This is a genomic window from Bacteroidota bacterium, from assembly GCA_030706565.1.
GTDB lineage: Bacteria > Bacteroidota > Bacteroidia > Bacteroidales > JAUZOH01 > JAUZOH01.
Window position 1 is genome coordinate 1 of sequence record JAUZOH010000019.1, and the last position, 21,507, is coordinate 21,507.

Annotated in this window: 15 protein-coding genes; 11 read left to right on the forward strand and 4 right to left on the reverse strand. The window is 38.8% G+C overall.

Going from position 1 to position 21,507, the window contains the following annotated elements; genetic code table 11:
• Both Q8907_02350 and Q8907_02355 read right to left on the reverse strand, forming a co-directional pair.
• Window positions 1–434: C-GCAxxG-C-C family protein (locus tag Q8907_02350; protein ID MDP4273098.1), on the reverse strand; the 434-nt coding region annotated here is incomplete at its 3' end.
• A gap of 388 nt (window positions 435–822) precedes the next feature.
• On the reverse strand, window positions 823–2,157 hold the full coding sequence (locus tag Q8907_02355; protein MDP4273099.1) for a DEAD/DEAH box helicase: 1,335 nt from the start codon (window positions 2,155–2,157) through the stop codon (window positions 823–825).
• Window positions 2,158–2,293: 136 nt separating this feature from the next.
• Here Q8907_02355 and Q8907_02360 point away from each other — a divergent pair, with 136 nt between their 5' ends.
• The 3 genes from Q8907_02360 to Q8907_02370 are packed head-to-tail and all read left to right on the forward strand — an operon-like array spanning window position 2,294 to window position 4,898.
• Window positions 2,294–3,412, forward strand: coding sequence for a DEAD/DEAH box helicase (locus Q8907_02360; protein ID MDP4273100.1), 1,119 nt, complete (start codon window positions 2,294–2,296; stop codon window positions 3,410–3,412).
• 14 nt (window positions 3,413–3,426) lie between these two features.
• Window positions 3,427–3,651, forward strand: a complete 225-nt coding sequence (locus tag Q8907_02365; protein ID MDP4273101.1) for a VF530 family protein — start codon at window positions 3,427–3,429, stop codon at window positions 3,649–3,651.
• Window positions 3,652–3,662: 11 nt separating this feature from the next.
• Entirely contained in the window at window positions 3,663–4,898 is a 1,236-nt protein-coding gene (locus tag Q8907_02370; GenBank protein ID MDP4273102.1) for a DEAD/DEAH box helicase, read from the forward strand.
• Between the two features lie 304 nt (window positions 4,899–5,202).
• Here Q8907_02370 and Q8907_02375 read toward each other — a convergent pair whose 3' ends face one another.
• Both Q8907_02375 and Q8907_02380 read right to left on the reverse strand, forming a co-directional pair.
• Entirely contained in the window at window positions 5,203–7,962 is a 2,760-nt protein-coding gene (locus Q8907_02375) for a TonB-dependent receptor (GenBank protein ID MDP4273103.1), read from the reverse strand.
• 276 nt (window positions 7,963–8,238) lie between these two features.
• Window positions 8,239–11,112, reverse strand: coding sequence for a TonB-dependent receptor (locus Q8907_02380; protein ID MDP4273104.1), 2,874 nt, complete (start codon window positions 11,110–11,112; stop codon window positions 8,239–8,241).
• A gap of 331 nt (window positions 11,113–11,443) precedes the next feature.
• Here Q8907_02380 and Q8907_02385 point away from each other — a divergent pair, with 331 nt between their 5' ends.
• The 8 genes from Q8907_02385 to Q8907_02420 all read left to right on the forward strand — a co-directional run bounded on the left by Q8907_02385 (window position 11,444) and on the right by Q8907_02420 (window position 21,504).
• Window positions 11,444–16,033, forward strand: a complete 4,590-nt coding sequence (locus tag Q8907_02385) for an amino acid adenylation domain-containing protein (protein MDP4273105.1) — start codon at window positions 11,444–11,446, stop codon at window positions 16,031–16,033.
• Window positions 16,034–16,065: 32 nt separating this feature from the next.
• Window positions 16,066–16,773 carry a 4'-phosphopantetheinyl transferase superfamily protein gene (locus Q8907_02390; protein MDP4273106.1) on the forward strand — a complete coding sequence of 236 codons (708 nt, stop codon included), beginning with the start codon at window positions 16,066–16,068 and terminating at the stop codon, window positions 16,771–16,773.
• A 489-nt stretch (window positions 16,774–17,262) separates the two neighbouring features.
• On the forward strand, window positions 17,263–17,613 hold the full coding sequence (locus Q8907_02395) for an NADH-quinone oxidoreductase subunit A (protein MDP4273107.1): 351 nt from the start codon (window positions 17,263–17,265) through the stop codon (window positions 17,611–17,613).
• Window positions 17,604–18,161: an NADH-quinone oxidoreductase subunit B family protein gene (locus Q8907_02400; protein MDP4273108.1), complete on the forward strand. Its 558-nt coding sequence runs from the start codon at window positions 17,604–17,606 to the stop codon at window positions 18,159–18,161. Before Q8907_02395 ends, Q8907_02400 begins: the two co-directional genes overlap by 10 nt.
• Window positions 18,162–18,235: 74 nt before the next feature.
• Window positions 18,236–18,694, forward strand: a complete 459-nt coding sequence (locus Q8907_02405; protein MDP4273109.1) for an NADH-quinone oxidoreductase subunit C — start codon at window positions 18,236–18,238, stop codon at window positions 18,692–18,694.
• A gap of 60 nt (window positions 18,695–18,754) precedes the next feature.
• Window positions 18,755–19,879 carry an NADH-quinone oxidoreductase subunit D gene (locus Q8907_02410; GenBank protein ID MDP4273110.1) on the forward strand — a complete coding sequence of 375 codons (1,125 nt, stop codon included), beginning with the start codon at window positions 18,755–18,757 and terminating at the stop codon, window positions 19,877–19,879.
• A gap of 44 nt (window positions 19,880–19,923) precedes the next feature.
• Window positions 19,924–21,000 carry an NADH-quinone oxidoreductase subunit NuoH gene (gene nuoH, locus Q8907_02415; protein ID MDP4273111.1) on the forward strand — a complete coding sequence of 359 codons (1,077 nt, stop codon included), beginning with the start codon at window positions 19,924–19,926 and terminating at the stop codon, window positions 20,998–21,000.
• A gap of 24 nt (window positions 21,001–21,024) precedes the next feature.
• The gene (locus Q8907_02420) at window positions 21,025–21,504 is read left to right on the forward strand and encodes a 4Fe-4S binding protein (protein ID MDP4273112.1); all 480 of its coding nucleotides are present in this window, start codon (window positions 21,025–21,027) and stop codon (window positions 21,502–21,504) included.
• The last annotated feature ends 3 nt before the right edge of the window (window positions 21,505–21,507 follow it).

Genomic DNA, 21,507 nt, shown 5'->3' on the forward strand with positions numbered 1-21,507 from the left:
ATCTTTTCTGCAATTTCCACGGCATCTTTTACGAATTCCGTGCAGCGTAAGTGAAATAGATCCAGCTCCCTTATTTTGGCCATTCCTTCGGGTGTGCTCATATCCAACCCATCCAGCAGTTGGCGACAGCATAACGTTCCATGCCGTCCTTTAAATTCTGTAATGAGTTGCCTTGAAAGATTATAGGTATGCATTTTGTCCTGGTCGGTACCATTTTCCCCTTTGCCATATTTCAGTCCGATTGCCATCAGTGCTCCTGTAACAGCACCGCATGTTTCCTGCATATAGGAAATGCCGGCCCCAAAAGGGCTTGCCAGTTTTAAACTTGCATTTCTGTTCATACCCAGATCTTCAGCAAAAACTGAAAGAACGGACTGTGCACAGTTGTATCCGTGTCCGAAAGTTTCTACTGCTTGTTGTGATTTTTCGCTCATGTGAGGGGATTTATTTGCAATCGTTTCTTCTGATCATAAGTTTTTAAATGCAATACTTGATTATTGCATGATTTAAAAATACACAATTTTGTGATTAAACCCAACACCCCCGAAGCAAAAGATTGTTTAATGAATTCCTTTTGAATGTCCATGCAGAATAACCCATGAGGGCAAAAATTCTTTCACGGCTTTTGCCGTATTTTCTTTGAAACGTTTGGCTATTTTTTATTTTGAATAAAAGGATGAATGGATCCATGCATGTACCCAAAGTTCGGATATGCAGCAGCAAGCATGATATAAGGGAAGGCGGTACTTGTCCTTGGTGAAATATCCATCAAATCGTCAGCAGAACTACATCTGCCTTCAATTGTAAAGGCAAATCGTCATTTTAGAATCTTGGTTTTGTCGGTTTGGTATTTTTATGTTTTGATTCATTTTTTAGTTTCCTTCTCATACCACCCGAGTTAACTTTTTTGTTTTTTTCTTTCTTTTCTTGAAATGCTGAATTTATTTTGGGCTTGAAGGATACTGCTTTTAAATAGTCAATATCAAACAATTTAGCAGGCTGTTCTTCTTCGGTATATTCCGAGGATATAGCAACATCCTTTGGAAGTGACAGGATGGTGATGGGTTTATTCATCAGTTGTTCAATGGCCATTTGATATTCCTGCTCTATTTCGTTTACAAAGGTGATGGCCACACCCTCTTTATCAACACGTCCGGTACGGCCTATGCGGTGAATATAATCGGCAGCAACTTCTGGAGTATCAAAATTGATGACATGCGAAACATCCTGAATGTCCATGCCACGGGCAATAACGTCGGTGGCAACTAGCACGCGTATACTGCCATCGGTGAATTGTTTCAAAGTGTTGAACCTGAAGTTTTGCGTTTTATTGGAGTGGATTACTCCAATTTGATCCGGAAATTTTATTACCATTTGCTCGTACAAACGATCGGCCAATTTTTTGGTGCTGACGAATACCAAAACCTTATTTAAATCATTGTCGCTTTTTAATAAATATTCGAGCAGGTTCACTTTTGTATTGAAATTGGGTACCTGATAGGCTTGTTGTACGATTTTTTCCAAAGGGGTACCGTGTGGAGCAATTACAATTTTGAATGGATTAAGGAAATATTCATCAATAAACATTTGAACATCTGGCGTTAATGTCGCTGAAAACATTAAATTTTGATGTTTGGAAGTGATTTTTTCGAGTATACTGGTAATTTGAGCGCGAAAACCAAGTTTCAACATTTCATCTACTTCGTCGATGACTATTTTTTGAATGGTTTTAAAGCGTAATATCCCGCTCAGATATAAGTCGAGCAAACGGCCGGGGGAAGCTACAATAATATCCAGGCCATCGTATATGAGCTGTTTTTGCGTTTTTATATTCGTGCCTCCATAAACAGCACCAACCCTGAAACTACAATACTTGCAGAGTTTGGCTATTTCACCTGTTACCTGTACAACAAGTTCGCGGGTAGGAACAAGAATTAAGACACGTGCATCGCGTTGTTTCGAAAATGATAATTGCCTGAGGATGGGCAATAAATAGGCAAAGGTTTTTCCTGTCCCGGTTTGGGCAACTCCCACAACATCACGCCCTGACATGATAGGCGAGAAGGCTTTTTCCTGGATAGGAGTGGGATATTCAAACTCTAAATCGGTTAATGCTTGTAAGAGAGGCTTGTTTAAATTTAATTCGTTGAAAGTCACTTGGTCGTTTTTTATTTGCTGCTAAGGTAGTCTGAAAATGCTTGATACACAATTAATTTTAAAAAATAAATAAGGACTCATGTTTTTCGCCTCTGTTTTTCAGCTACCTTTGCGAACAATTTTTTATTCTACAAATTTGAAAACTTTCTCTGATTTAGGTATTTCCGACAATTTTATTGAAGCCTTAAAAGAAATTAATATTATTGAGCCGACTGAAATACAGGCAAAAGCCATTCCCTTTTTAATTGAAAAAGGCACAGATTTCATTGGACAGGCACAAACCGGCACCGGCAAAACTGCTGCTTTCGGGTTGCCTATTTTGCAGGCTATAGATCCGGACCTTGCCCAAGTACAAGCTTTAATTTTATCACCGACCCGTGAATTGGGTCAACAAATTGCCAAACAGTTATTTAAATTTACAAAGTACCTCCCTAAGAAAATTTTTGCCGAATCGGTATACGGTGGTGCCCATATAGAGGAACAAATAGCAGCCTTAAGGAGGCCAACCCACATCGTGGTAGCTACTCCGGGTCGTTTGATTGATCTGTTGGATCGTAAGGCAATTGATCTTTCTTACATTCATACTCTCGTGTTGGATGAGGCCGATGAGATGCTTAGTATGGGGTTTAAAAAGGAACTTGATAACATTCTTGAATTTACCGCAGGAAAACGCCATACATGGTTGTTCTCGGCCACTCTGCCTCATGATATTAAATCAATTATTGCCAATTATATGTCGCCTGACGCGATGCGTATTCAGGTTAATCTTAATGATGTTGTAAACAAGAATATTGAACATGAATTTGTCGTTTGCGAACCGGATGAGAAAACAGATATACTATTTCACTTTTTAAAGATTCAGGGTGATAACAGGGGTATTGTTTTTTGCAGGACTAAGGCTGGCGCTCAAACACTTGCCAAACAATTGGTGGCTAAAAATTTCAATGCCAATGCATTACATGGCGACTTGTTACAAAAAGAGCGCGATAAAGTGATGCGTGCATTTAGAAACAAGAAACTTCAGATTTTAGTAGCCACTGACCTGGCTGCCAGAGGTGTTGATTTTGCAGGACTTGCTTATGTGGTTCATTTTCAGCTTCCGGATAAAATTGAAGATTATACCAATAGAAGTGGACGTACTGCAAGGGCCGGCTTGAAGGGACTTTCTCTTTGTTTGATAAATCGTACCGAACAAGCTGACCTGAAAACTTTGGAGCAGATATTGGGCATAAAAATCAAAGAAATTCATAGATAATTAAATATCGGGTTATGAGCGGAGATCATAGCAACGATCCATTACATGGTAAAACGCTTGAATGTATTGTTCAATTCCTGGTCGATTTTTATGGATGGGAACAATTGGGCAAGAACATAAAGGTGAACTGTTTTAATAACAATCCAAGCTTGTCATCCAGCCTTAAGTTTTTACGAAAAACTCCCTGGGCCAGGAAAAAGGTTGAAGATTTGTATATCTCTCTGATCAAAAAAAATTAAGTACTTCGTCCATGAAGTTTGAGCATTATCATTTCGTTCCTGCGTTAAAACGCAATCTGCAAAGCCTGGGTTTTAGGAAACCTACAGACATTCAGTATAAATCAATTCCTCCTATTTTACGGGGTGAAGATGTTTTAGCAATTGCCCAGACCGGCACGGGGAAAACCGCGGCTTATGCTATACCCACGATACAGTTATTGAGTACCAGGCGCAGTCTAAATGAGGATTATTCTGTTCGTTGTATTGTTATGGTTCCTACTCACGAATTGTCTATCCAGGTGGCTGGTGTATTTGAAAAATTGATGACAGGGTTGGACCTTCAGGTTTTGGGATTGTTTGGAGGTGTGGGGCAGGATCTTCAAATTGAGCAACTCAGGCAAGGCGTTGATGTTTTGGTGGCTACGCCCGGGCGAATGTTTGATTTAGCAAGTCAGGGTTTTTTGTTGTTTAATCGTGTAGAAATATTGATACTTGATGAAGCCGACCACATGCTCGAGTTGGGTTTTATTAAAGATATGAGACAATTGATAGCGAATATTCCCAGAGGCAAGCAAACCTTGTTCTTTTCAGCTACCATTAACGAGCATGTTAAAGATTTGGCTTACGGTTTGGTTCGTCATCCTGTTCGTATTCAAATTTCACCTGATGACCCTGTTTCGAAAAATATTGATCATGCGGTTGCCTTTGTCGAAATGGATGACAAACGTTTTTTTCTTGAGCGCATTATAAAAGAACATCCTGAAAGTAAAATTTTGGTTTTTGTCCGTACTAAGGTTAGGGCCGAACGGGTTGTTAAAGCTTTGCAAAGGGTGGATGTGGCCAGCCAAACTATCCACGGGGACAAAGATGAGCATGAACGTGAGCAAATAATGATCAATTTTCAGGAAGGCAGCAATAAAGTCTTAGTAGCTACCGATGTAAGCTCAAGAGGAATTGATATCCCCAATGTGGAGTTTGTAGTGAATTACGACCTTCCCGAAGTTGCCGAAAATTATGTCCATCGTGTGGGCCGTACTGGAAGAGGAGTCCATAGGGGAACAGCTATTTCGTTTTGCAGTTCAGGGGAAAGAGAATTACTCGCAGAAATTGAAGGATTTTTAGACAAAACTGTTGCTGTGATGTCTATAAACAAAGCCGAATATGAACTTACTGTCGATTTTTCCGAAGAAAGCGAACACGATTGGAAGTCATTGCTTGACGAAAACTCTGCATTTGAAGCATCGCACAAAAAGAAAAAAAGAAAATAGAAAAATAACGAAGTTGAAGAAAAACGTTGATGCAGTTTTTAAATTCTGTGATACGAATATTTTATCCGGATCCGTGCTTTTTTCGCTTTTTCCCTATTTTAGGCTTATTGCCATCATACTCCTATAACAGTACTGCATGTTTCCTGCATATAGGAAACATCAGCCCAAAAGGGCTTGCCAGTTTTAAACTTCTATCTCTATTCATACCCGGGTCTTCAGCAAAAACTAAAAGAACGGACTGTGCATAATTGTACCCTTGTTTGAAAGTCTCTACGGCTTGTTACGATTTTCCACTCATTTATCTCTACGAATTACTTGAAGTTTTATGATGTGAATGTTGTCCATACCTGTTCAACTTATAGGTAAAGGTAAGCATAAAATATCTTTTCAGGATAGTCGATTGGGTATCTCTGATGTATGTTTCGGTCACTGTCCTGCTGATGTTGGTATTTTGATTGAGTAAATCGAATACACTTAGCATAATTAATCCTTGTTGTTTGTTAAACAACTTTTTTCCAAATCCTAAATTCCAAAGGAAATAGTTTTTATTAAAATTGCTGTTTGAAAGGCCTTTATACAAATTATTTGATAAATTATTTTCCAATACCAAGTTTTTCCAAAAGATCAGGTTAAATCTAAAATTGGCACTATGACTGTAATAGTTGTTATTAAGTTTGGGTTGCAGGGAATTCTCTACAATATTATAACTGCCATGATAGGAAAGGGTAAAATCTACATTGGGATTGATATTGCTGCCAAGTACTACACCTTGTGAAAACGTATAGGTATTGGAAACATTAATTTTATTATTGAGATTACCGGGTATGGATGAATAGTTAAAATCCGTATTCAGGTTCAGATTGCTGGATATAAAGTGAAGGGGGAATCCGAAATTAAGCGTCGAATAAAAATTCCAGCTGTGATCAAGGTTTACAGGTTGAGTGAGCTTTGCACCTTTCACTAATAGGATGCCTCGGCCTAGCATGGTGTCTTTATCCGCAAAATAGGTCCTGTTGCTGATGTTATTCTGTATGTATGATCCGGATAAAAGAAAAAAGAAACTGGTTGATTTGTCCGGATTAGAAAGAGAATAACGGGAAGAGAAGGATTGGTTAAATTCCTGTTTTAAATTGGGATTCCCAGTGCTAAGATGCAAAGGATTACTGTTGTTGATCACATCCTGCAATTGAGAGATGGAAGGGGCATTGGTCGAAGCATTGTAAGTAAGGCGCAAAATGGAATTTTTCGAAAATTTATATTTGAACATGATATATGGAAGATAGTTGTTAAAAGTTTTTTTAACGGTATCTTTTGGCAGGGGCAGGTCCCTTGCACCATTCAAATTTGCCTGCTGGTATCTGAAACTGACCAGGGCATTTATTTTCAAAACATTTAAGAGATAGCCAAATCTTAATGAATGGGTTATATAATGATTGTCATAGATGTTTGATAAGGTTGTGTTTAAAGAATCATTTTCATTGGTGTTTGGATCAAAGTCATAAGTTTTTTTATTCGCCTTATTATTTGAATAATAATAATTGTATGAAAGTTCCAGTAAACTGATTTTTCCCAGGGGTTCTGTATAAGCGAGGTTTGAAGATACCGAATACCCGTTGTTTAGAGCGGTAGAACGTTGATTGATATTTTTCTGTTGTTTGGTACTATCATCATAATAATAGGTCTGAGCCTGTAAAATATTTCCAGGATCTTGACGGTGGGCCGAATTATTTATCCCTATTGAAATGGTCCGGCCCTGTTTTTTGAACTTGTGCCTGAAAGTAGTGCTGTTGGAAAAGTCGTAAGCCTGGGCATCTGAGATATTCGTATTTATAGAACTATTCAAAGGGCTGGTTTCGCCCATGAAATTTGCCGTGCTGCTGTTGCGATTATTATGGTTGGTCTGAAAACTTAATTGAGGAGTGATAATCAGGGTATTGAACGTATCGGGGGTATATTCAAGTTTGAAATTTAATCTGTGATTGAAATTTCTGTTTCCTGTGGTACTTTGGGAATTAAAATATTGATTGGAATCTGGATTGGAAGAGTATAAATAATGGCCATTTACAATTTGCGAGGTCTGATTTTGACTGTTATTATAAAAATAGCTTCCATTTAATTGTAAGATTTTTCCCCAAGTACCATTGTAATTCAACCCTAAAGAATTGGTTTTGGTAATTCCTCCACCTCCGCCCATTGCACCAAGCAAATCCTGGTTTGCAAAATTCTGCCTGTTGATATTATTGCTTAGTCCTATAATTGATATTTTGTGAATTTCATTAAAAAAATGCAGGTTTCCACCAACCACATATTTGTTGTTTTGGTTGTATCCTGCAGCTACTTTACCGAAATGCCCGTTTCTTCTGTCTTTTTTAGTGATGATATTAATTGTTTTTGAAGTATTGCCATCATCAAAACCGGTCAGTTTGGCCTGGTCGCTTAATTCATCATATACCTGTACCTTGTCAATTGCATCGGCGGGCAGGTTTTTTAAAGCCAGGGTCGGATCATTGCCAAAGAAAGGTTTCCCGTCAATATAAATATGTTTTACAGATTCTCCCTGAGCTTTCACCTTCCCATCCGTGGAGGTAATGGTAGGCATTTTTGTCAGCAAATCTTCTGCCGTAGCATCCGGATTGGTCACAAAAGCTGCTGCATTCATTTCGGTGGTGTCGCCTTTTTGCACCGAAGTTGGTACCTGTCCTACTATGACTACCTGCTGAAGTACCTGGTTAGTGGGCACCATGAATAGTTCGCCTAAATTTTCTACCGGATTTTTAATTTCTATTTCTTTTTCCAGCTTCTGATAACCCAGATATGTTGTCCTTATTTTATAATTCTTATTTTTCAATGCATCAATTGAAAAATTTCCAATATTATCCGTAATGGTAACATATCGGCGACTTGAATCCCGGATATCGGTTAAAACTACGCTGACCCCTGTGAGGGGTTCTTTTTTCTGCAGGTCGGAAATTTTTCCCGTGATTTTATAACTCTGGGCTTCTATATGTAAATTAATTCCTGCTAGGGCAATATAACATATTATATGTAAGATTTTCCTGAACACAATTTGTATTTATAAATATTAATTAAGTTTCTTAAAATTAATGTTTTTTATATTACACCCTTATTGTCCCGTCAAAATTAAAGACCCTTCGTTTTCATTGATCAGGTTTGTATATTCTTGTAAGGGTTGGCTTGCAGCCATGCTGCATACCAACCCTTACAAACCGAAACACTTACTAACTTTTTGTTATTCCGGGCATAGCGGGGAATCTTTATGTTTTTCTCGGACACTAATATTAAATGCAAAAGATATTAGTTTTTTGGCAATTAAACAGAATTAAAATGATTCCCTGCCTCCTCTGCCACCCATTCCTCTACCGCCACCCATTCCTCTGCCATCCATTCCTCTTCTGTACATTCCATCGCCTCTGTTCCCACGGCCATCCTGACGTGGATGTTGGCCAAAGGCATTCAGTTTATAGGTAAAGGAGAGCATAAAGTAACGTTTCAGCACTGCAGTCTGGCTATCTTCAATGTAAGTTTCTGTTACTCTGCGGCTGATACTGGTATTCTGATTTAACAAATCAAAGACACTCAGGCTGATTTCCCCTTGCTGTCTTTTGAAGAGTTTTTTCCCAAAGGCCATGTTCCAAAGGAAATAATCTTTGTTGAAGGTACTGTTTGCAAGTCCTTTATACAACTCGTTGGATAAATCGCTTTCCAGAACAAAATTATACCACATGATCAGATGAAATTTGAAATCTGCATTGTGACTAAAGTAATTGTTGTTAAGGTTGGGCTGCAGGGTGTTTTTTACAATGTTGTAATTTCCATGATATGAAAGGGTAAAATCGACATTGGGATTGATGTTGCTGCTAAGTACCACACCCTGTGAAAAGGAATAGGAATTTGAAACATTTATTTTGTCATTGAGATTACCCGGGGTAGAAGAATAATTAAAGTCGGTATTAAGATTCAGGTTACTGGAAAGAAAATGTACAGGAAACCCATAGTTTAGGGTCGTATTGACATTCCAGCTATGTGACAGATTAACGGGTTGGGTTAATTTGGCCCCCTTTGCCAGCAAAATACCTCTTGAGAGTATGGTATCTTTAGTAGCAAAGAAAGTTCTATTGCTTATGTTGTTGTTTGTATAGGAACCCGATAAAAAGATAAAAATACTTGTCGACTTGTCCGGATTAGAATATGAAAAACGGGATAAAAATGTCTGGTTGTATTCTGGTTTCAAATTGGGATTACCCGTACTGAGGTTCAGGGGATTGGTATTGTTAATTACGTCCTGTAATTGCCCGATTGATGGCGCATTTGTTGATGTACGATAGAAGAGCCGCAGGTTTGTGTTTTGTGAAAATTTGAATCTGAACATGAGTGAAGGCAGAAAGTTGTCGAATGTTTTCCTGACTGTGTCCACCGGCAGTGGTAAGTCCCTTGCTCCATCCAAATCGGCTCTTTGATACCTGAGATTGAACATGGCATTCATTTTGGGTAAACTTATCCTATACCCCAGGCCTGTTGAATTTGTAATATAATGATTGTTGTATATGTTTGATAGTCTCAGGTTTAATGAATCGTATTGGTTCGTGATATTGCTAAAATCATAGGTTTCCTTATCGGCCTTATTGTTTGAATATCCATAATTGTAAGAAAATTGCAATAAGCTTATTTTTCCAATAGGTTCAGTATAAACCAGATTGGAAGATATGGAATAACCTTTATTTAAAGCTTCCGAATGCTGATTCGTATTAATGGTTTTCGTCTTATATATAGTGTCCTGCTCGATTCCAATGGAGTCTTCATAATAAACGGTTTGGGCCTTTAAAAGATTCTTGGGGTCTTGCCGGTTGGCTGAAGTATTTAAGCCGACCGAAATAGTACGTCCCCTCTTTGAAAATTTATGCCTGAAGGTTATTTCATTTGAGAGGCTATAACCGGTGGCGTTCGAGTTGTTGTTGTTTATCGAACTATTCAGGGGACTGGTTTCACCCATGAAATTGGCTGTGGAATTATTCCTGTTGGAATGATTGGACTGAAAACTTAATTCAGGAGTAATATAAAGGGAGTTGATGGTGTCGGGTGTATATTCAAACCTGAAATTGATTCTGTGATTAAAATTATTATTCTCGGACGTATTCGTATTATTATAATATTGATTTGAGTCGGGGTTGGACGAATACAAATAATGTCCACGGGTTATCTGTGAGCTTTTATTCATGCTGCTGTTATAGAAATAGCTTCCGTTTACTTTCAGCTTTGTGCCCCACATATCATTATAATTTAACCCAATGGAATTGGTTTTGGTAATTCCTCCGCTTCCCCCTAAAGCGCCGAGTAAATCCTGGCTGGAAAAGTTTTGTCTGTTGATGTTATTGCTTAAACCAATGATAGATACTCTCTGGTCTCCATTAAAAAGGTTCAGATTGCCCCCAACCATATAACGTCCATTATCATTGTAACCTCCTGTTATTTTACCAAATTTCCCTTTCCTTCTATCTCTCTTAGTTACGATATTAATGGTCTTAGAGGTGTTGCCATCGTCAAAACCGGTGAGTTGTGCCTGATCACTTAATTTATCATAGATCTGCACCTTGTCAATGATGTCGGCAGGCAGGTTTTTCAATGCCAGGGTCGGATCATTTCCAAAGAAGGGTTTTCCATCAACATAAACACGTTTTACTGTTTCGCCCTGCGCTTTCACTGTACCATTCGTCGAGGTAATGGTGGGCATTTTGGCCAGTAAATCTTCTGCCGTGGCATCCGGATTTGTTACAAATGCTGCTGCATTCAATTCGGTGGTATCACCTTTTAGAACTGAAGCCGGCACTTGCCCCACAACAACTACCTGTTGGAGGACATGACTGGTCGGGGTCATTAAAAGATCCCCTATACTTTCATCCGGATTGGCAATTTTTATTTTTTTTTCAAACTTTTCGTAACCCAGATAAGTAGTCCTGATTTTATAATCTCTTTTTTTCAGTTTGCTGATCGCAAAATTTCCTGCATTGTCGGAGATGGTAAAATATCTTTGACTTGAATCTAATGTGTCAGTCAAAATGATACTAACACCAATTAATGGTTTTTTCCTTTGTGCGTCTAAAATTTTCCCTGTAATCTTATAATTCTGAGCTGCTGCCTGTAAACTGATTCCTGCTAACGAAAGGAACCATATTGTTTGTAAAATTTTTCTATACACAGTTGTCCTTAATAAAAAGTGAATACTAAATTTTTTACATTCAGAACTATACATCCCCAGCAAAAGAGAAAAACAATAGACTCTGAAATTATGCAGTTAGAAAGGTGGAGCAAAATCATTACCTGCTTAACTTTTTTTAGACTTCAAATAACCTGAAAAGTTTAATACTGATATTAGAATTTGTTTTTCAGATTCTAATGTTGTATTTATTTTAAGAATAGCAATCAGAAACTGGGGAATATTGCTTATTTTTCCGCCCTGATTTTTTTAAAATTTAACGTTTTTAACTATAAACTATCTTTAAAAAATATAGTCTAAGGAATAAAATTTCATGAGTGATAAGGAACAATTGAGGGAAGGAATTATGAGACCGTCAGTCAGAGAAACAATGTCTGTTGAATACATCAGTAAAAATAGATCTTCTGCCTGTTTAAGACCTGAAAAGGTTCTTGAACTAAAATTATTTTGCATTCATCATAAATTTGATGAAAAAATATTTTTTCTTACGGCATTAAGAATTTTATGCAGCAAATATCATTATGAACCCGAAGCTTTTTCACTTAAGGTTCAATTTGAAAATAAAAAGGCGATTTTCGATTTCAAAGCGATAGAAAATATGCCGCTTTCATTTGTCGAATTATATAAGGATACTTATAAGGAATTTATATTGCAGAATTCCTTAAATAATTATTACCTGGATGTACATGAAGAACTTGCAAGTCTGAAGTATTCCTTAATTAAACGTCAGACAAATTATGAAGAATTAGCATGTACTCTAAATATTGGGGAATCAATTGACATTACTTTTTTAAGCACTGCGGATTCCTATTATCGATATATAGTAAACAGGAGTGCCGGGCATCTGCAAAACTTAATCAACCAAATATTTACTTCTCCTGAAAGAAATATTTATGACTTGAATTTTATTGGGGATGAGGAAAATGATATTATAGATAGCTGGAGTAGGGGGCAATATGATGATACCCTCAACGGGAATTATTGTTTGCATCACATATTTGAAAAAACTGTTCAGCATTATCCTGATAATTTGGCTGTTATTTGTGGCGAAACCGTTTTGTCCTACGAACAGCTTAATGAACAGGCAAATAAACTGGCCTGGTACCTGCAAAGTCTGGGTGTGAAGCGAGGTGATTTTTGTGGAATATTGCTTTATCGCTCTTTTGAGATGTATGTTGCCATGCTTGCGATCATGAAAGCCGGGGCTACTTATCTTCCTTTCGATCCTACGGTACCTGCCGGACGGCTGGAGTTTATCCTTGATGATTCGAAAGCCAGGATTTTGGTAACTACCTCTGATTTTAATGAAAGGGATGCTTCCTGCTCTTGTACAAAGGTATTGTTGGACAAGGATAAGAGACAGATAGAAAATAATCTTTCTGCTAATTTGCCGGTTTCTGAAAATAGCGCACAACCTTCAGATATTGCATATACTATTTATACTTCAGGTACTACGGGGGTTCCGAAAGGAGTAAAAATCCCTCATTCCAGTGCCTGCAACCTGGTGAAAGCAGAGGGTAAGGCTTTCCGCCTAAGCCCTTCTGACCGTGTTTTTCAGGGCTTTTCGATTTCATTTGATGCTTCCATCGAAGAAATATGGCTGGCTTTTAATTCCGGCGCTTCCCTTTTTGTTGGAACAGAAGAAATTATGCAGTCTGTTTCCCAGTTGTCAACTATTCTTAATGAGAATAATGTAACGGTTCTCTCCACTGTTCCAACCCTGTTGTCAATGATAACTGAGGATATCCCTTCTGTCCGTTTGCTTATTCTGGGTGGTGAGACCTGCCAGGATACGCTGGTACAGAAATGGGCAAAACCGGGGCGCAGGATGGTAAACACATACGGGCCAACTGAAAGTACGGTTATCGCCACCTTTGCTGATTGCAAAAGGAACCAAAAAGTAACCATTGGTAAGTCTGTTTCCAATTATTGCACTTATATCCTCGATTCAAAAATGCAGAAAGTGCCGGTTGGCGTTGCCGGGGAATTGCATATTGGTGGGTTAAGCCTGGCTGAAGGCTACATTAATCAACCTGAATTGACAGCCCAAAAATTTATTACCCCTCCTTTCCCGGTTAATTCAAACTTTCCCAAAAGGTTGTATAAATCTGGCGATTTGGCCAGATACAATGAGTCGGGGCAGATTGAATTCCTGGGGAGGATTGATTCGCAGGTCAAACTCAGAGGTTTCCGTATCGAATTATCCGAAATAGAAGCTCAACTGTTGAAGAATGGCCATATTAAAAATGCTGCGGTGGCCGTGAAGAAAGGCTATAATGATGTCGAACTTCTGGTGGCTTATGTGGTCAAAAAAGAAGGAGAAAAATTTGATCCTCTTGATGCCAAAAAGGCACTGAGGGCTAAACTTGCTCCTTACATGATCCCTTCGTTTTTTGAGGTATTGGACGTTCTGCCCATGCTGCCCAGCGGGAAAGTGGACCGGAAAAATCTGCCTGAACCTAAAATTGTGGTGGAAGATATTCCTGCTTCTGTTACCGGTGATGAAACCAAAACTGAAAACAGGATTTTGAAAGTCTGGCAAAAGATTTTTGCGCCCAACCAGGTAAACCTGGATGACAATTTCTTTGATTTGGGTGGACATTCTTTGCTGGCTTCCCAGATGATTTCGGAATTACGAAAGGATCCACAGCTGGAGCGACTTTCTGTTAAAGATATATATAATTATCCGACCATAGCCAAACTGACCGCTTATGTTGAGCATGAACTGAGTAATAAAAAGGAAAGCGATAAGAGGATTGAAGATGTTCCTGTTCCTGATAAGGTATCTAAAGTTACTTACCTGAGCGTTGTTTCTTTGCAGGTGTTGACTATCCTGGTTTTCTTTGGAATAGGGGCTTTTACCCTTCTCATCCCGGTTGATATCAAAGAACTTTTCCCAAGAATAACTTATACTGCTTTAATTGTAAGTTCACTTGGCGGCTATCTGATGATGTATGCCGTATGGACATTATTGTCGGTTGTTGTAAAATGGACTGTGGTCGGGAGGTTTAAAGAAGGTACTTATCCGTTGTGGGGATTTTATTACTTCAGGTTCTGGCTGGTCAAGAAATTTGTTGATATGGTTCCGATTAACCTGATGTCGGGTACTCCGTTTCTGAATTTTTACTTCCGTCTAATGGGAACGAAGGTAGGCAGAAATGTTTATCTGGGGAGCGACCGTATCCGGGTGTTTGATTTGGTCTCTATTGACGATGATTCCAGTATTCTGAAGGAAGCCAATATTTTAGGGTATTCCGTTGAAAATGGCTTGCTCAGGCTTGGGAAAATCAGTATTGGCAAGCGTTGTATGCTTGGAGCCCGGTCTATGATGAGCGAAAATTCGTCCATAGGAGACGGTTCTTTATTGCTCGAATTGTCCATGTTGCCTGTTAACGAAACAATTCCTGCCGGTGAGGTGTGGAAAGGTTCACCGGCCAAGCGGACTCAGGATGAACCTTTTTATACAAAACCAGAAAATGCTTTGTTGTCGAATATCGGAGGTTTTAAACGTTTCGTTTTAGCTGCCCTCAGGACAATTGCATTATTTGCTGTATTATTGTTTCCTGTAGTTGTCGCTTTACCAATTGCTATTGCTTATTATTTTATCGATAAACTCTATGACCTGCAAACAGTTCTCCTTGTAAGTATTCCGTTATCTGCATGTTATATAGTATTGTTTTATTTTTCGGTATCATTTTTTAAATGGATTGTTGTTGGGAGGCAGAAACCTTCTGATATTCCGCTTCACAGCATAAAATATATACGGAAATGGTTTATTGATAGTCTGGTTGGTATGACCTTGCAGTTTTTCCGCTCGGTTTATGCTACCTTATATGCTCCGATGTGGTTAAGAACCATGGGGTCTAAGGTTGGTAAAAAAGCAGAAGTGTCAACTGTAAATCAGATTACTACCGATTTATTGGAAGTCGGGCGTGAGAGTTTTCTGGCTGATTCGGTGTCTATTGGTTCTCCAATAGTTTATAGGGGCGTCATGTATCTGAGGACTACCTCTATTGGTTCCCGTACTTTTATCGGAAATTCAGCAGTACTTGCACCGGGAGTATCCGTTGATGACGAATGTCTGATCGGAGTTCTCTCTACTGCTCCGCAGAATTCATCTCTGAAACAGAATCATAGAAATACTACCTGGCTGGGTTCACCTCCTATTTTCCTGCCCAAGCGTCAGGAAAGCCCGAGTTTTTCGTCTAAACTTACATTCAATCCGCCCTGGTATATGTATTTGCTGAGAGGCTCCATTGAAATTTTTAAGATTGCCATGCCTTATGCCATAGCTTCCTGTCTGATTACCCTGTTTTATGTTGCAGTTTATTACCTGAGAGAGGAGGAAGGCCCGTTGATGCTTCTGACATCATCTACGTTTATCTTTTTCCTGTTGAGTTTTTCAAGTATGTTTTTTGGCTTATTCTTTAAATGGGGATTGGTTGGCAGGTATAGGAAAAATAATAAGCCCTTGTGGAGTACATTCGTATGGCGCAATGAATTCATTAATTCCATTAACGAATGCCTGGTTTATCCCATGTTCGAAAACATGACCCTGGGCACACCTTTTGCTCCATGGTTCTTTAGGTTGATGGGGTCGAAGATTGGCAGGAACGTCTACATGGAAACAACCGAAATTACCGAGTTTGATCTGGTTGAGATAAAGGATAATACGGTGTTGAATTTTGGTACTACCGTTCAAACCCATCTTTTTGAGGACAGGGTAATGAAAATGTCCAAGGTGAAGATTGGAACGGATTGTACTATTGGTGCAATGTCGGTGGTACTTTATGATACCGAGATGGGCGACAAATCCTGCCTGAAAGGACTTTCACTTCTGATGAAGGGTGAATCATTCCCTGCAAACACAAAATGGGAGGGGTCGCCGTCAGTCAGGATTTAGGCTTTACTAGCTGATCAGAGACTGTTTTGGCAATGGAAAAAATTAAGCTTTTAACTGAAGATATTCATATCTGGCAGGCATTTATTGACGATAGGTTCAATGACCTGATGGATATGAATATTTTTTGTGAAGAAGAAAAGCTCAGGGCAGAATCGTTCAAGTTCGATATCGACAGGTATTATTATCTGGCAAGGCATACACTTTTAAGAAAAATCCTGGGCAAATACCTTGATCCGGAGGAGATTAAATTTAAATATAACGATCATAAAAAGCCGGTATTGCTTATTTCTCCTTCATCCCCGGATTTGAATTTTAACCTGTCTTTTTCGTCCGGTCATTTCATTCTGGCTATCTGCCGGGGAACTGAAATAGGCGTTGATATTGAAAGGGTCAAAGAGTTGGATAAACTTGACCAGGTAGCCCGGACAAATTTTACGGCACGGGAATACCATCAGCTTATGGAACTTCCCGAAGAGCTGAGAAAACAATATTTTTTCAAACTTTGGACCCGGAAAGAAGCTGTCATGAAAGGGAAAGGAGAGGGGTTTTATCTTTCACCCCTTGATTTTGAAATTTCTTTCAGGAAGATGGACGGCATTCAGCAGGTAATTATTCCTGGTGCCAAGCGTAAAGATAATACCTGGAAGGTGTCAGGCGTTCATACTTCAGAAAATTGCGAAGCAGCTGTTGCCACTCAAAAAACAAATTTCAAAATAAGTTATTTTGAATTTTTAATTTGATTTTTTACTATCTTTCCTAAAATTAAAAAACTAAATAAAAACTTAACATTATGGCAAAAGACAAAACTCCTTTGAAGGAAAAGCAGAATAAGAAAGAGCCTGAAAAATCCCTCAAAGAAAAAAGAGCAGCCAAAAAGGCCAAACGTGAAAGTAAAAGGGACTGATAACCTGATAAGTTGTTTTCCTTTTTTTTTATGAATTTTAGAACCCCTGGCAGTATAAATCCCGGGGTTTTTTTATTGATTTTTTATGATGTTTTTAATTCTTTTAACCTTCAAAATATATAATTTCTTTTCTTTTTATTTTAACATCTTTCACATTTTAAATCAAAAATATAAGCGGCATATTGAGGATTGATTTTGTTTATATTTCACAAAGGGGGGTGGGGATTTTTTTTGAAAATGTAGAGAATGTCAAAAAATCTTATTTACTTTGTGCCCTATTAAATAAAAGATTGTTTTTAAATATCATCCTAGTAATAAGCACGTTATGAGTAGTGAAGCAATAATTTTATTCTTTTTAGTCGGAGCTTTTCTGGTGGGAGTAGCTATACTTTTTTCCAGTTTTGTGCCTCCAACTTCTACAAATCCTGTAAAGAATGATCCTTATGAATGTGGAATTCCTACGCAGGGTGTTGCATGGTTGCAATTTAATATTGGTTACTACCTTTATGCCATATTGTTTTTGGTCTTCGATGTAGAAACAGTGTTTTTGTTTCCATGGGCTGTTGTCATGAAACAAGTCGGTGCGGTTGCATTTGTTGAAATTGTTATTTTCTTTTTGATATTAGGTTTAGGTTTGTTGTACGCATGGAAGAAAGGGGCTTTGAAATGGCTATAAAGACTAAAGAAAAAGTACTGGTTCCGTTTGATAGATTAGCAGAAGAAGTTCAGGAACAATCTGCTGGAAATGTTATCGTTACAAGTGTTGATGCTGTTCTGGATTGGGGAAGGGCAAATTCCTTATGGCCTTTGACTTTCGCAACAAGTTGTTGTGCTTTCGAAATGATGGCTGCCAGCGGCCCCCGTTATGATATTGCCCGTTTTGGCGCTGAGGTGTTCCGTGCTTCAGCCCGTCAGGCTGACCTGATCATTGTTTCCGGTACTATTGTCCGGAAAATGGCTCCGGTTCTGAAACGTTTGTACGACCAGATGGCTGAACCCAAATATGTAATTGCTATGGGCGGCTGCGCAATTTCCGGCGGACCATTTTTTTATAATTCCTATTCGGTGGTCAAAGGTGTTGATAATGTAATTCCTGTTGACGTGTACGTTCCCGGCTGTCCTCCCCGCCCGGAGGCCTTATTTCACGGGTTACTCACTCTTCAAAGAAAGATTAAGGCAGAATCTATTTCTCACCCGAGGGAAGAACTTAAAGGTTTTATTTAGTATTGAACGCAATTATATAAATTCCTCTCTTAGAGGGGAATAAATTATTTGTTTATTTTGACTTATTCAAATTTATGGAAAACAGTCAGTTAAAAGAAGAAATTTTAGCATTGGTCCCTGAAGCTGTTGTATCTGAAGGAAAACAGTTTCTTGAAGCCGTTGTTCCCGCCGAAAAATTGCATGAATTTGCTTTGCAGTTGAAAGATAAGGAAGAACTGGCTTTCGATTTTCTGGTTTGCCTGAGTGGAGTTGACTGGTCAGATCACATCAGCGTGGTGTATCACCTTGAGTCAATTAAGCACAAGCATGTGATGGTTTTGAAGGTGAATCTTGACAGGAATAATCCGGCCGTGGATACCGTTTGCGATATCTGGAGGACTGCTGAATATCATGAACGTGAAGTTTATGACCTGATCGGGGTACATTTTAATAATCATCCTGATTTGCGCCGTATTTTCCTTGATGATACCTGGAACGGCCATCCTTTGCTGAAGGATTATGTTGAAGATATCCACATGGTTGACAGAACCTAAGGGACTTATTCAGCAAAAATTAAACAATTCATTCAATAGAACAAGTGAACTATTTATAATATGTCAGAAGAAATAAAAAAAGCTGTTCCTGAGGTAGAGGAAGAATATTTTGTTAATATGGGGCCTCAGCATCCTTCTACTCATGGCGTATTGCGGTTGCTGGTTTCGCTTAAGGGGGAAACGGTAAAGAGTATCCTGCCTTATTGCGGTTATATTCACCGTGGCATTGAAAAAATGTGCGAGAAAGATACTTACCAGCAGATTATCCATTTGACAGACAGGATGGATTACCTTTCTGCTCACATGAATAATGAAGCCGTTTGCCTCTGTGTTGAAAATGCTTTAGGAGTTGAAGTTCCGGAAAGAGTAAAATATATCCGTACCATCATGGATGAGCTTACCCGTATTGCTTCGCATCAGGTCATGTTCGGATGTATGGGTAATGATATGGGCGCTACCACTCCATTCCTTTATTGTATGCGTGACCGTGAAAAGATCATGGATATTTTCGAGGAATCTACCGGAGGCCGTATGATCCAGAGTTACAATACGCCCGGTGGTTTTATGTATGATGTAAATCCTAATTTCCAGAAGCGTACTTCAGATTTCGTTAAGTATTTTAAACCGAAACTTAAGGAATATGATACTTTGCTTACTGGAAATGTTATTTTCCAGGAACGTACCAAAGGTCTGGGTTTATTATCAAAAGAAGATGCCATTAATTTCGGAGTGACCGGGCCAACAGGCCGTGCATCGGGCTTCGCCTGCGATGTACGTAAACGTCATCCTTATAGTGCTTACGACAAGGTTAACTTCAACGAGGTTATTTATCAAGAAGGCGATACCTTTCACCGTTATAATGCCAGAATTCAGGAAATGTGGGAGTCGCTTTCCATCATTGAACAGCTTATTGATAATATCCCTGAAGGTGATTTTACCGCCAAGATGAAGCCGGTGATTAAACTTCCGGAAGGCGAATATTTCCAAACTGTTGAAGCTGCAAGAGGTGAATTCGGGGTTTATATCATCAGTGATGGCAATAAATATCCTTACCGGGTTAAATTCCGTTCACCGAATTTATCCAATCTTTCAGTTTTGAATCATATTGCTAAGGGAAATAAAATTGCTGACCTGATGGCTATCATGTCATCTATTGATCTTGTTATTCCGGATATAGACCGCTAATTTATTATATAAACGAGGTATTTTTCATTATGATGCTATTGAACATATACGATTTTTCCACAATAACCCATTCTATTCATGAATGGCTGTTGCAGCATTTCAATGCAGGCTTGACTGATTTCTTTGAAATGGTACTTATAGGCCTGATCTTCCTGATTTTTTATGCTTTGCTTGGGCTTTTCCTGGTTTGGGCCGAAAGAAAAGTTTGTGCATTTATGCAGAACAGGCTTGGGCCAAACAGAGTTGGACCTTATGGAATATTTCAGACCATCGCCGATTTTGTTAAGTTGATGATGAAAGAAATTATTATTCCGAGAAGGGCTGATAAATTTCTGTATTACGTGGCTCCGTTTTTTGTAATCATCACTACATTTCTGGCAATAGGTACAATTCCTTTTGGCAAAGGTTTACAGGCCATTGATTTTGATATCGGTGTGATTTATATTATTGCTGTTTCTTCATTAAGTGTCATCGGCGTTTTGTTGGCCGGCTGGTCAAGTAACAACAAATATTCATTGATCGGTGCTATCCGGAGCGGTGCCCAGATTGTAAGTTACGAACTTTCCGTAGGGATGTCGTTGCTGACTGTTGTAATTCTGGCAGGGACGCTTCAGTTTTCCGGGATTGTCCAGGGACAGGCTGACGGCTGGTTCATTTTTAAAGGACATATTCCTGCTGTTATAGCTTTTCTGATCTTCTTGGTTGCCAGTACGGCTGAAACCAACCGTGGCCCTTTTGATTTGGCTGAGGCAGAATCGGAACTTACAGCCGGTTATCACACTGAATATTCCGGTATCATGTTCGCCTTCTTTTATCTGGCTGAATACATCAACATGTTTATCGTTTCCGCCATTGCTGCCACCGTGTTCTGGGGAGGATGGATGCCTTTACACATAGGATGCCTGGCAGGTTTTAACCACATTATGGATTTTATTCCTCCTGTGATTTGGTTCTTTGGTAAAACATCGGTTATTATGTTCATTATCATGTGGTTTAAATGGACATTTCCCCGTTTGCGTATCGACCAGCTCCTTACTCTTGAATGGAAATACTTATTGCCCATTAATCTGGTAAATATTTTGATTATGGCTTTGGTGGTATTGAAAGGCTGGCATTTTTAATTGAATTAAAAGGATATTCGAAATATGAACAGTATAAAAAAATATTTTGTTGATTTATTTAAAGGGGTGATATCCCTGGTAAAAGGGATGTCGGTAACAGGTCATTATTTTGTTCATCCGGGTGAAATCATTACTGAGCAATATCCCAATAACCGGAACACATTGAAAATGTTCGACCGTTTTAAAGGTGAGGTGATCATGGTTCACAATGAAAATAATGAACATCACTGTACGGGTTGTGGTATTTGTGCTATGAATTGTCCAAACGGTTCAATAGAAGTGATTTCAAAAACTATTGAGGTGGATGGCAAAAAGAAGAAGGTTATAGACAAGCATATCTATCATCATGGAATGTGTACGTTCTGCGGTTTGTGTATTAAAACATGCCCGCAACATGCTTTGGCATTTGCACCGACTTTTGAAAATTCGGTTTATGACCGTTCCAGATTAAATAAAATTCTTAACCATCCGGGTTCATCCCTGATTAAAGAAAAAGAAGCCTGATTA